Origin of the sequence: Thiomicrorhabdus sediminis (assembly GCF_005885815.1) — a bacterium.
Taxonomy (GTDB): Bacteria; Pseudomonadota; Gammaproteobacteria; order Thiomicrospirales; family Thiomicrospiraceae; genus Thiomicrorhabdus; species Thiomicrorhabdus sediminis.
Genome location: NZ_CP040602.1, coordinates 1,876,217 through 1,889,251 on the forward strand (window position 1 = coordinate 1,876,217; position 13,035 = coordinate 1,889,251).

11 protein-coding genes are annotated in these 13,035 nt (G+C 43.1%); 3 read left to right on the forward strand and 8 right to left on the reverse strand.

Annotated features, from left to right (window positions below; genetic code table 11):
• The first annotated feature begins 5 nt into the window (after positions 1–5).
• Positions 6–1,382, forward strand: coding sequence for an acyltransferase family protein (locus tag FE785_RS08580; protein ID WP_168188947.1), 1,377 nt, complete (start codon positions 6–8; stop codon positions 1,380–1,382).
• A 30-nt stretch (positions 1,383–1,412) separates the two neighbouring features.
• Complete coding sequence (locus FE785_RS08585) at positions 1,413–2,519, forward strand: glycosyltransferase (protein WP_138565357.1); 1,107 nt, start codon at positions 1,413–1,415, stop codon at positions 2,517–2,519.
• An 11-nt stretch (positions 2,520–2,530) separates the two neighbouring features.
• On the opposite strand, the gene FE785_RS08590 is transcribed toward FE785_RS08585, so the two are convergent.
• The gene (locus FE785_RS08590) at positions 2,531–3,151 is read right to left on the reverse strand and encodes a tRNA-uridine aminocarboxypropyltransferase (protein ID WP_138565358.1); all 621 of its coding nucleotides are present in this window, start codon (positions 3,149–3,151) and stop codon (positions 2,531–2,533) included.
• Positions 3,152–3,239: 88 nt separating this feature from the next.
• Here FE785_RS08590 and FE785_RS08595 point away from each other — a divergent pair, with 88 nt between their 5' ends.
• Positions 3,240–3,764 (forward strand): GNAT family N-acetyltransferase, encoded by a 525-nt coding sequence (locus tag FE785_RS08595; protein ID WP_138565359.1) that lies wholly within the window; start codon positions 3,240–3,242, stop codon positions 3,762–3,764.
• Between the two features lie 32 nt (positions 3,765–3,796).
• Here FE785_RS08595 and FE785_RS08600 read toward each other — a convergent pair whose 3' ends face one another.
• The 7 genes from FE785_RS08600 to FE785_RS08630 are packed head-to-tail and all read right to left on the reverse strand — an operon-like array spanning position 3,797 to position 13,033.
• On the reverse strand, positions 3,797–5,260 hold the full coding sequence (locus tag FE785_RS08600; protein ID WP_138565360.1) for a DNA recombination protein RmuC: 1,464 nt from the start codon (positions 5,258–5,260) through the stop codon (positions 3,797–3,799).
• Positions 5,261–5,313: 53 nt separating this feature from the next.
• A complete protein-coding gene (locus tag FE785_RS08605) occupies positions 5,314–6,012 on the reverse strand; it encodes a hypothetical protein (protein WP_138565361.1) in 699 nt (232 codons plus the stop codon).
• A gap of 12 nt (positions 6,013–6,024) precedes the next feature.
• Positions 6,025–6,669, reverse strand: coding sequence for a hypothetical protein (locus FE785_RS08610; protein WP_138565362.1), 645 nt, complete (start codon positions 6,667–6,669; stop codon positions 6,025–6,027).
• Positions 6,653–8,224 (reverse strand): hypothetical protein, encoded by a 1,572-nt coding sequence (locus tag FE785_RS08615; RefSeq protein ID WP_138565363.1) that lies wholly within the window; start codon positions 8,222–8,224, stop codon positions 6,653–6,655. Before FE785_RS08615 ends, FE785_RS08610 begins: the two co-directional genes overlap by 17 nt.
• Positions 8,224–9,426 carry a type II secretion system F family protein gene (locus FE785_RS08620; RefSeq protein WP_138565364.1) on the reverse strand — a complete coding sequence of 401 codons (1,203 nt, stop codon included), beginning with the start codon at positions 9,424–9,426 and terminating at the stop codon, positions 8,224–8,226. The genes FE785_RS08615 and FE785_RS08620 overlap by 1 nt, the downstream gene beginning before the upstream one ends.
• A gap of 22 nt (positions 9,427–9,448) precedes the next feature.
• Entirely contained in the window at positions 9,449–11,134 is a 1,686-nt protein-coding gene (locus FE785_RS08625; RefSeq protein WP_138565365.1) for a GspE/PulE family protein, read from the reverse strand.
• Positions 11,135–13,033: a tetratricopeptide repeat protein gene (locus FE785_RS08630; RefSeq protein WP_138565366.1), complete on the reverse strand. Its 1,899-nt coding sequence runs from the start codon at positions 13,031–13,033 to the stop codon at positions 11,135–11,137.
• Positions 13,034–13,035 lie beyond the last annotated feature (2 nt).

Genomic DNA, 13,035 nt, shown 5'->3' on the forward strand with positions numbered 1-13,035 from the left:
CGCCCATGCAAGCTATCGATTCCAGCGCGAATAAAAGCATTTTCATCTTGCCGTTTCTGTGGTTCTTCAAAGCCCTGATTTTGCCGTGGACACACGCCAAAGAGATCATCGCCCAGCCCAATAAAGCCTTTATCGAGGTCGATTTTCTTAAGGGGCTAAGTGTACTGATGGTAATCACCTTTCATGTCTTTTTTGCCGTCTTTGTGGTGTTTAAAAAACAGCCTGAAGCGCTGCAACTTTTCATTGATTCGATTCCGCCCGCAATGAGCTTTGTCTTGGGCTTTGACAAGGCGGTGGATATCTTTTTTATGCTCAGCAGTTTTTTATTGACCTACTCGCTGCTCAATATCCATGAGAAAAAACAGGATATCTCTGTCTCGCGTTTTTATCTGCACCGTTTCTTTCGAATTTATCCACTGTTTGTTGTTGCCTTGCTGCTCTACGGCTTGGCCGATATCGACAAACTTTTGCGTGATGGCTGGTACAGTTTGCTCTTTATTGAAAATATTTTCAGTAAAGGCATTATCCCCGTACAGTGGAGTTTATCGATTGAAATGCAGTTTTATCTGATTATGCCTTGGCTGATTTTATTGCTGCTAAGAAGCTGTCACGGTATTTTCTGGCTCGTGGTGCTGATAGTGCTTTCCGCCGGGGCCCGTTATTGGGTGGCCTTATCGGATGCGTTGATTTATCAGACGCCTTGGTATCAGATGTTCCAGTCAGAGCATATCAGCCTCTATATGGACAGCATGTATTATGTCATTGAAACACGCCTTACTCCGCTACTACTGGGAATGCTCTGGGCATGGCTGATCTTTTTTAAGCCTAATGCCCGCTTACAAAGCTCCGCTGTGGTCAAAGCCTTGGTGTGGATTAGCATGTTAAGTCTGATTTATATCAGCATGCGCTTTCCAGTCTATGCGGAAAGCTCTCATTACTATCAGGTATTTGACAGTCAAATCAATCTTGCCGCGATCAGCCTGCATCGCATTGTTTTCAGTGTCGCCATATTAGTACTGATCTTATTCGGTTTTTATCAACTAAAACCCACAGCAAGTTCGGTCCGGCAAAACCTGAAACAGCGCCTATTAGAAAATAAAACCTGGCGCCTGCTATCCGAAGTCGCCTACCCGATGTACTTTTTCCACTTTCCGTTTGTCGCCATTGCCTGGGTGCTCGTTTTGGGTACCACTGAGATCCATTCAATTGAACAGATTCGACTATGGATGCTGGCGCCGGTGATTGCCTTGGCGATAGCCATGACGCTGTATTTTTCTTTGTGGATGAACTTTCTGATCGAAGCGCGCTTTATCAAAATCGGAAAACAGATTGAAACCAAATGGTTTGCCGGGCATAATGCCCCTGCAAACCGAAAAAACTAATCAAAAACATCTAAATACCCTGAACTGACTATGATTTCTATTATTGTGCCTACCTATAAAGAGGTGGAAAACCTTGAACCTTTAAGCCAGATGATTGCAGAGGCAATGGTGGGTCTCGATTATGAAACCATTATTATGGATGACAACTCGCAAGACGGTTCTATTGAAAAAGCGCAAGCACTGTCGGCGCATTATCCGATTCGTTTAGTCAACCGCACAGAAAATCGTGGCCTATCACCTGCGGTAATCGATGGTTTTGATGAGGCCAAAGGCGAAATTGTCGTGGTCATGGATGCAGACCTGTCGCACCCGGCAAGCGCCATTCCGAAAATGGTCGAGCAACTACAAAGCCGAAGCAGCGATTTTGTTTTGGGCTCACGTTATGTGGAAGGCGGCAGTATCGATGACAGCTGGACACTATGGCGTTATATAAACTCTGTAGTCGCGACCATTCCTGCTCTGCCATTGACCAAGGTTAAAGATCCAATGTCCGGTTTTTTTGCGGTACGCAAGGCTGACATCCCAGAAAAACAGCAACTCTCACCTATCGGCTATAAAATCGCTTTGGAAGTGATGGTGAAGGGAAACTTTGCCAAGGTCTCGGAAGTACCAATCCACTTTGTCGATCGCGTACACGGTGAATCGAAACTGACCCTGAGTGAACAGCTTAAATACCTGCGTCACCTGCGCCGCCTCTATCAATACAAATTCAAAACCAAAGCCGAATTCATTCAATTTGCCATGGTCGGCAGCAGCGGTTTTATTGTCGATTTAGCAGTCTATCTGCTATTACAGATGTTTGGTGCAACGCATACGGTAGCGCGAGCCATCTCTTTCTGGCCTGCGGTTACCTGGAATTGGTTGTTAAACCGCACCATCACCTTTAACCATCGCGAAAAAACCAAAAAATCGACCCAATGGAGCGCATTTGCATCGAGTTCATTGCTCGGTTTTGGGGTCAACTTCGGAACCTATTACACCCTGACCGAATATGTACCGTTCTTTGCCGAACATACTATTTTGGCGTTGATTATCGGGGTATTGATGGGAATGGGATTCAACTTCTCGATTTCCAACCTGTTTATTTTCAAAAAACTGCGCGAAGAAGTCGATCACGAAACCCCATTGCGTAAGTAACTCAATAGTATTCACTCTTTACGAAAACTGAGCTGCTGCTGTTGCATGGCCTCAAAAGCGTCCAACAGCGGCTGATATTTAGTCTCGTTATTTTCCAGTTCCGCCAAAAGCTCATAAACCGCCTCAACGGTAGATAAGGAATCGACGTTTTTCTGCTTGCGAATTCGATAATTCGATGGGGATTTAGGCTCTAATAGAATTCTTGGCAAGGACTGCAGTACCTTATTGAGCTGTAATATCTTAAAACTCTTACGCCAACTGGCATCTATCACCAAGAGTCGAAATGGCTGGTTCATACCAATCAATTTTTCTGTACTGACCAACTCCACTTCTGGCAAATCAGCTTCGGTCGGCGGATAGAGAAGATAAACCGGTTCAGGCAAAGCTAACCAATTGAGAAACGCCTTAGCATTCTTTAGCCCTTCTTGTTTTTCCTGCTCTAGATTTTCACCAACCCAATAACGATAATTTTTAAGCGATAGACGCGCAATAACCGCAGTACCCTTGGCATTGAAGGTTTCATCCGGATGCTGAAGGATACCGACTTCAATGTCGTTATCAATCAGTGAGACAAATCCACAAAGACAGGTTTTTTCAGGTCTTTGACAATTTTGACAAACTTGTCGAGCCATATCTATCCACACCGTTAAAACTAGCTTAAGGGAAAAGCGATTGATAATAAATCTGCGGTCATTGTAGCAGACGTTTTACAATAGCTTCATGAGTCAATCTAAAAGCCCAGAAAACCGTTTATCAGCAACGCATAGCTTTGCACTTGCCGAGCCTGACGAGTTTTATCAAATCAGACATTTTCTCAAACGCCATAAAACACATGGCGCCAACCGAGACGATTGGATATTTACCGTTAAGCTCATTCATAGTGATAATAACGCGAGCGAAAACAAACCTTTAATTGGCATCGCACGTTTATTGCCGGTGGAGGATTCGATAACGACACTGTGGTTACGCGGTTTGTTTATCGCCCCTGAGCATCGCAATCAAGGCATAGCAACGGCGTTGCTTGAGTTTATTCACCAGCAATTGGTTGAGGACAAACATTTCGAGAGCATTACTAACATTGCGGCGTTTTCTGAAACACATTTGCAATTGTTTTATCAACAAAACCATTATCAACAACTGCTAGCAGAACAAATTGAAAAGGAACTCCCACCAAGCTTGTGGCAGAAATTCGATAACGCGAGTCGCAATAATAAAAGCTGGCTATGTTGGCAATTAACTATCTAAAATAGATAGCCTATCAACAACCCTGAGAGATGCTAAAGATTGCCCTCACCATCTTCTATTACGTTGACCTTAGCCTCTTCCAAGAGGTGATCGGGAATCTCTTTTTTGGTACGCCCGGCCAGCTCTTTTAGCATCTCGGCCTGACGTACCAGATTACCACTGCCCGATAGCATCTGCTTACGCGCTTTTTCATAGGTGGTTTGCGCTGTATTTAATTGGTTGCCAACCTTTTCAAACGATTCGACAAAACCAACAAACTTATCATGAACTTCCGCCGCGCGTTTGATCAGCTTAACGGTATTCTCAGACTGACGCTCATAACGCCAAAGCTGCTCGATGGTTTTTAAGGTGGTGAATAAAGTGGTTGGCGTGACCACTGCGACTCTTTGTTCAAAGGCGCTTTCAAACACAGAGCTATCGGCTTCAATCGCCATAAGATAAGCCCCCTCCACCGGAACGAACATCAATATGAAATCCGGTGCATTGAGCTTATCCAAATGTTCATAACGTTTATCCGCCAAGGTACTAATATGCTTCTTCAGACTGCTTAAATGTGCTTTAACAGCGCGCTGACGTGGATTTTCCGAATCACTGTTTAATGCTTGTTCATAATCGGTCAAAGAGACTTTTGAGTCGATAATAATGTGTTTATTGTCCGGCAGGTTAATAATGACATCAGGGCGAAGGCGACTGCCATCATTATTGGTAAAACTTTTTTCACGATCAAATTCAATGCCTTCGGTCAGACCGGAGCGCTCCAACAAACGCTCCAGTACCAGCTCGCCCCAATTTCCTTGCGTCTTGCTATCACCTTTGAGCGCTTGAGTCAGGTTATGCGCCTCTGTGGTCATTTGCGCATTCAAGGCCTGGAGCTGCTTGAGTTGCTCGGTTAGGCCGGCACGCCCTTCCAAATCTTCTTTATGCACCAGCTCAACACGTTCTTTAAAAGCATTCAAGCTTTGTTGCATCGGTTTGAGTACCGCTTCCATAGAGACCTGACTGCTTTGCTGAAACTGTTGCTGTTTCTGTTCGAAAATCTGATTGGCAAGGTTTTGGAACTCACTGCTCATCTGCTGTTTGGCATTTTCCAATAAGGCTATTTTCTCCGCCGCATTGGCTTTTTCATTGTCCAATTGGGTGGTTAACTCCGCCAGACGATTATCACTTTGTGCCAGTTTGTCACGCAATTCTTGGAGCTGCCCTTCTTTAGATAATTGAGTTGCTTTGAAGTCTTGCACTTGCTGCTGCAAAGCTTGATTTTCCGCGCCTAGAGCAGCGACTTTTTGTTGCGCCAACTCAAAGGATTGTTGTTGCTGTTGCCAAATCTGCTGCTCTTTAAGCAAGGTTTCAAGCTGATGTTGCAGTAACGCAATTTGCGTGTTTTCTTGCTGTAATTGACTCAGTTGATTTTTTTGTTTGCGCAATTCATTGAAGAACCAGAAACTGGTGGCGGCGGCCAGCCCTAATGCTGACGCCAGTAAAGTAAGAAGATCCATAAAATTAGAAAGACACTAGATTTGAAATAGGTTGATGTGAAGGCCGGGGGACTTTACTCATCACCGGCATCATTATTTTTTGGCTTTAGCGGTTCAGGCTTGGCATTTAGAATTTGAACCTGCTCTAAACGTTGTTTGACCGCCTTTTGTTCTGTTTTTGGCAATTGACGTTTACGTGCTTGGGCATCCAGCTTATGAGTATCAACCAACTTGCCTTGACGGGTTAACAGAGTTTGTCCGACCGGGACAATTTGCGTTTTACCCTTAACGGTAATGGGAACACCATTGGTGTTGGCAGCCTGCTCATTGATATCAATATACTTCGAAGGCGACTGGTTATACTTATTGTTTATGCGCACCAAGGTTGTGCCATCCGGCTTGACGATAATCGCCGAGATAGCCACTTTGGGTGGAATATAAATACGTTTTTTCTTCGGTTTGCTTTTCGTTTTCGGAAGAATTTTTTCTTCTTTCTGCTCTTCGACAAGCTTAGGGTTAAGATAACTTAAACGCTGTTCATCGATTTTCTGACGCTCTGCTACCGATAAAAACAAAGTTTTGAAGCCTTTAGAATGACGCTGCTGTATTTGTTGTAAATCATCGGCTTGCTCATCCATTACCTTAACAGCATCTTCTTTTGCCTCAGCCTTTTGATTGCTGTTATCAGTGTTATTTTGTGTTTCTTGAGCCTTGGCAACGGTAACAGCCATCATCAAGCTTAGCAATAACATATGCGTGATTCGTGTTCTCATATTAAAGCCTCATCACTTTTTCTTGCTTTCATGGGTATGGAAAACAATTAAATTACAACTGACCGTAACATTACCGTTGGTCAAATCAAAATTAGCCGAGACTTCATGTCCATCTGATTTAAGCCCCAAATCACAACTTTTTACCAAATATAACGGCGAAATTTTCTGGCTAATGGTTTCGAAAAGACGCAATAAATCCTCTTCATGCTGCAATGCCATTTTCATTGTCACATCGCTATAGAAAAACATGCCATTAGGAATTTTAATATTGGCAAACTGCCCTGAACTCAATGGTTTTTCCGGAGAAAAGCTGAAGGATAAGTCGGGGATAATGTACTGCTCTGTCATTTTAATTAACGAATCGGTCCAGAAAACACGATCCTGCTTCTTAACCAACCCCTTTTTTACCAGTTCCTGATATTTCTCACCGTATTCCTGATAGAGCCTAACCTGCTGCTGTAAAAAGCTTACTTGGCTACGTAGGGAGTTCAGTTTTTGCACCTTGGGCTTTTCTTGTGCGGCAAGTTCCTTGGTGATTTCTTCATACGCATACCAAGCTCCTGCGGCAAGCGCAGAAAGTAAAATCAACAACAAAAACGGCTTTAAAAAAAATCGTTTTGTTAAAGGGTCTTGAATAATGCTAGTTAGACTTGCCATCTTTCACCCTCACTACTACGCTAAATGCCAAGGCTCTGGTATCCCCTGGATTTGCTCTGATATTCAGTGCTTGGTTCAATCGTCGATTTAACGGTTCTTTTTGTAAATCAACCACTTCAGCACCATTCATATTTTGTAAATCGGCAACGAACTCATCGACCCATTGCACCGGTTTTTTATAAGTCTCATAAAACGGAAACACCCAACCTGAAATCTTGATCTCATTTCGATTACTGTCGAAGCGATCCAATGTTTTCCAGTCAATATCTGTTAATTGAATATTGCGATGCCGGGCAAAAACCTGACTTAAGGAGTCGATATCGAAATTGATCAAACGGTTTACTTTCAATTTCAAAATCGCTTCGGAAAACTCTACCGAGGCCTTGATGCGTTGTGCATCGTCCTGCAGTTTTACCATTTTTTCCAAGCGTTTGGCCTCGACTTGATGTTCGACAATGCTTTGATCGAGCATTTCCTGGCGTTGCCAACTGACCAAGGTATCCACGCCGGAGATCAATATGTAATACAAACCACCCAAAAACACCAGCATATTCAAGGCAATCAAAGTCTTACGACCTTGCAGAATATAACCGACTTTATTGACATAATCCGTATGATAGAAGCCTTTAGGGTTTGCAGCTATAACAAAATCCACAATGGCTTGAGGAGAGTAACAACCGAGCTGTTGATGCTGGCATACACAGACTTGTTGAGCGATTTCTGCATAACTGCCCGTAGCAACGAAATACTCATTTTCTTGCCAGGACTCTCTAATCAACCCTAGTGTTTTGCAGACGTCGATCAAGCCTTCCAACATCGTTGTGTCGTTATCAAGGAACAGATAACCAATTGGGCTGTTGTAAGGCACTATTTTCTGATTATAAACGTAGGTGACTGCAAGCTTGGTCTCATCGACCAATGCCTTTCTTATCTCATCTACATTAGACAACTGCTTATCTAATTCAATGAGACGACTTAACCTTACCTGACCATCATAAAGAAACGTCTGTCGATAGGTATTTTCAGACTGTCTGGTCACCAATAGGATCGGACGAGCGGCATCGGCTCGACTTAATTTAAAATGAGGCTTAATCCATTTTTGGAAATAACTTTCTAGAAGAAATGGCTTAGAGTGAATCGCGGTGACAATGATCTGTGCCTGTTCCAGGCCAGCAAGGAAACTGCTGACATTGAAAGAATCCGTAATGGTTGCAGCCAAAAGCAATTCTTCTTTACGGCCTTCGTCACTGGTGTGAGAAGCCCCCGTCCACTTGACTTCGGTAAGAGTGACGCTTTCCGATTGCAAACGCTGGTTTCGGCGTTTGATAATGGCACCTTTTTCCCAAGGCATAACCTTAGGAGACCATTCAAAGTAGAGATCCTCCTCAACGAGATCAAGGACAACTTCCGCCTCGGCTTTTTCTGGAATCGCCGATAAAAAGGAATCTAGATTAGCAATGTCGTCCCAAGTGACAAATTCAAAGATCTCGCCAGGCTCAGACCGACTATCATATGCCGTCACCCCTTCATCTGTAAGATAGAAAACAATTTTCATTACTGCACCTGCGCAATGGTGTCATAAATTGGACCTAACACCGCTATCATAACCCAACCGACAATAAAGCCCATAATTACGGTTAATAAAGGCTCAATCGTCGGTTCGATTTTTTCAATCATTTCTTTTGCTTCACGGTCATAGAAGTAACTGACATTTTTCAAGGCGGTGTCCATTCCACCACTGAGTTCACCGACCTTGATCATTCTAACTGCCATATTCGGAAATACATTCGCTTCTTGAAAGGATGAAAAAATCGGCTTCCCCTCTTCGATCAAACGCACCGCGGCATTAATATTCTCTTCAAGGTATTTATTACCGGCAATAACACTCGCCATCTTTAATGCTTCAGGAAAACTTACCCCAGCGCCATACATAACCGCAAGAGAGTTAGCGATACGAGCCAGTTTTAGCTTATACAACACTGGCCCGATAATATAGATGTTCAATGACATCTCATCTGTCTTAATCCTGAATTCGGGAGATTTTTTGCGCCAAAATTTGAGGATAAATATAAGAATGATTGGCACAATAAACAGTTCGAGTATGTAATTCTGAATAAATTCGGAAGTCGCAATCAACGCGATGGTCGCAAAACCAAGCTCCCCTCCCATTGAAGTGATAAAGCCAAGAAGTTCAGGTACTACGAACAACATCATTAAAATCACAACCGCGACCACCACGGTAGCAACGATAGCCGGGTAGATCATGACTTTTTTGGCTTTGGAAACCAATTCATCTTCCCATTTAAGCATATTCGCCAAATCAGCAAGAATATCTTCAAGTTGCCCGGTTTTCTCACCGACCGAAACCAACGAGATATAAACTTCACCAAAGGTGTCTTCAAAGCCGCTTAAGGCCTCTGAAAAAGTAGATCCCCCTTCCATGGACTCATAAATATTCGCCAACATTTCTTTGACGGCATTGCTTTCAAAAGAGTCTTTCAGGTCATCAATAATTTCCAATAACGGCACACCAGCACGCATTAACTGCTCCAACTGGAAAGTTAAACTGATAACATCTTTTCGGGTAACCTTTTCTTTGGGCAGAATTGAAAAACTGTCGGATTGTTTTTTATAACTTAGTAAACTGATTTCGGTCTTTAATAGCTTCTGCTCCAGCTCAAATTCATTATTAGCAGGCAAAACGCCATTCACCCGCTTGCCGAATTTATTAATGCCAGTATATTGATAATTTTGCATATAAGAAGCTCTTTACCTGAAATTAAAGTAGTTCAGTTAAGTTAACAACACGACTAATTTCTTCCAATGTGGTTTTCCCCTGTTTGACCCAACGAATACCGCTCTGCGACATGGTTGAGAACCCGTTCTCAATCGCTTTTTCCAACAGTGCGTGTTGCGATGCACCTTCAAGAAACAGGTCATCCATTTCCGAAGTGAATCGCAGGGTTTCCAAAACCGCCAATCGGCCTTTATAGCCTACACCATTGCATTTGCTACAGCCCTTAGCTTTGAACAACTGGTAATTTTCTTCCTTATCGATACTCAATAAATGGCGTTCAAATTCTTCGGGCTCATAAGGTGTTTTACAATGCTCGCACAGTTTTCGAGCCAAACGCTGAGCAACAATACCAATCAAATTACCGGCCATAATCGAGCGCGACACACCAATATCCAATAATCGAGGTATGGCGCCAATCGCAGAGTTGGTGTGCAATGTCGCAAATACCTGGTGACCGGTCATGGCTGCACGTATCGCCATTTCGGCAGTTTCCGCATCACGAATCTCACCGATCAGAATAACGTCAGGATCCTGTCGCAATAACGCTTTGATCCCTGCGGCAAAGCCCATACCGATTTCTTCATTTACCGGTGTTTGACGAATCAATGACATCGGATACTCAACCGGGTCCTCCAAAGTCATGATATTTACACCTATATCGTTGAGCTCATTGAGAATCGAATACAGTGTGGTAGTCTTACCTGAACCGGTAGGACCTGTCACCAACATAATTCCGGTTGGTCGAGCCATCATTAACTTCAACTCATCATAAGAGTCTTTGTCCAAGCCCAGTTTATCAAGCGGAACGATGCCTTTTTCTCGGTCAAGGATACGTAAAACAAAGTTTTCGCCGTGCGTACAAGGCAAAGATGAAACACGAAAATCGATACGACGTCCATGTACGATCAAAGTCATGCGCCCATCTTGGGGAATACGCTGCTCCGTCAAATCCAAATCCGACATAACTTTCAAACGCACAACCAAACCTGACCAGAACATCTTGTGCAATAAACGTATCTCTTGTAATACCCCATCAATACGATAGCGAATACGGATATAGTCTTCTTCGGGTTCAAAGTGGATATCCGATGCATTACGCTTGACCGCATCGGTTAATAGATTATCCACCAGTCGCACCATTGGCTGAGAATACTCATTATCAACCGAGATGGATGCTAAATCCGCTTTACCTGTTTCAAGCTCTTTTAATATACCTTCAATCGATAATTCATAACCATAATAACTATCAATAGCATTTTGAATTTCCGATTCGACAACCAACACCGGTTGTACTTGAATATTCGGGTTTTGCAGGTGACGTCGAAGCTTATCCAGCACCATAATGTCGCCAGGATTAGACATAGCGACTTTTAGCACCTGGTCTTTCACACTAATCGGCATGAGTTGGTAATTATGAGCAAAGGTTTCTGAAACTAAAGATATCGCTTTAGGATCGGGAACAACCTCTTTTAAACTCATTGAAGCATAGCCAACATAGCTACCGACCACTTCACGGACGACTTCAACCGAAACAAATCCTAAAGAAACCAGGATTTCTCCCAGTTTCTGTCCCGTTCTTTTATTTTCCGTTAAGGCTATATTCAACTGATCACGGGAAATATAACCTTCTTCTACTAAGCGCTCGCCAAGACGTAGCGGTGTTTGCATCTACTGTCCTTTAAGCATCAATTGACGTATGGAAATTAATCGATTACGAACTGCCTGCTCATCGAAGTTTGCCGTCCTGGTTTCAGTCAAGCCTAAAGCATCAATATAATGTCGGTTGGCTAAATCATATTTGCCCAAGCGATCAAAACTCACCGCCAAATTCATGACATAATCTGGATTTTTTGGTTCAGCTGCATAGGCATTGAAATAATGGCTCTGCGCTTTTAACCAATCTTGTTGCTGCGCATAAGCGTTGCCCAGTGCGAATTGAATCACGGCAGAGCTTGGATACTTATCAGCCATCAGTTTCAAATCGCTTAGCCAACTGGAATCGATAACGACCGAACTTGATAAGGTTGCCAAAGCTTCGTAGGCATATTGATTATTAGGGTCTTTTTCCAACACTTGCTGGTATTTTTCAATCGCACTGGCAGAGTTACCTTTAGTTACCTCTATCGCCGCAATACCTAGCATTGCATTAATGTTATTTGGGTTTTCCGCTAAAACCTGATTGAAGCCCCAGCGAGCCATTTCGAACTTGCCTTGATCATAAGCGGAATAAGCCATTGCAAGATTCTGTTGTTGCATGGAAGGCTTACGGTCTTGTGCAGCGATCACCCTGTTTTTTTCAGCTACACGCTTAACCGTTGGAACTTTTTTGGCCACCGGCGTTTTACTGGTTGCTCTTGTTTCAACTTGTTTTTCTTCGATTGCGTTTGATTTATTCTCATCACTGGCTGATGAGATTTGATTATCTGACGACACGTCATTCAATTTTGAACCCGCCTGCTGATTCTCATCAACACTGGCATTTTCATTACTGGCAGCCCCTGAAGCCGGATCGCTAGCGACTTTATTTGATGCGACCTGCTCAGCTTGAGCTGGATTATCTGCCGTATTGGCTTCGGTCAACGTTTTTTTGTCCGCCACAGGTTGATTGGCATCCTCGCTAGTTTGCTTATCCTTGAACTCCATTGTAGTAAGCTCATACTTTTTCATACTGCGCTCTAAATCGGAATTTTTTTCTTGATAATAAATCAATGCATAAAGCCCAATCACTAAAAACGCCAAAATAACAAACATGGACATCATCATTACAAATGAGGCTCTGGTCTTTTTTTTCTTGGCGCCGTGATTGGCGGAATTCAGCAGAATTGTATTGGATTCCAAAGGAGGGGTTTCATCAATTGTTTTTTGAGTAGTGCTCTCCGGCTCTTGATAACCTGGCAACTCATCCATGCGCCAATCAGAAGCTGCTACCTCATGAGCAGATTCCAATGGATCTTTAGCATTCACTTCTTCATTGATTGCATTATCTAACGCAGATGATTCAGATGGAACGGATGAATCATTTTCCTGCTCCAAGTTAAGACTGGTTGGTTTGGTAGCCTCGACTGGCGGTGCACTGACTTGTTCTGTTTGTGGTGTTACTTCTTGAGATTCATTGACATTAAAAACAGGTAATTCCTGGTCTGAATCCAACGCGGACATTAAAGAGGAAGTACGATCTTTACTGGAAGATTCCTGATTGGGCTTTAAACTTAACTTTAATCCGGTACCTGAATTAACATCATTTTCGTCCTGTGCTGTAACGGTTTCAGCTTCATCACTGGCAGTTAAACCCGCACGCTCATTGCTGTCGGAGTCTTCAACCGTTTTTGGCTCAGTATCAGTTTCATCGACTGGCATAGCGTTCTCGTCAGAATTCAAACTTAACTTTAAACCTAAATCCGCTTTTTGCTCACTGTCAGCTTTTACTTCCTCACTCGAAGCAGAGCTACTTTTTTCATCCTTATTCGCTGAAGAGCTATCTTCAGCAGATGGATTTTCAACGTCAGCTTGACCAGCTTTGCGCTTTTCTTCAGCGGCTTTTTTTAAAGCATCTAACAGTACACTCATAA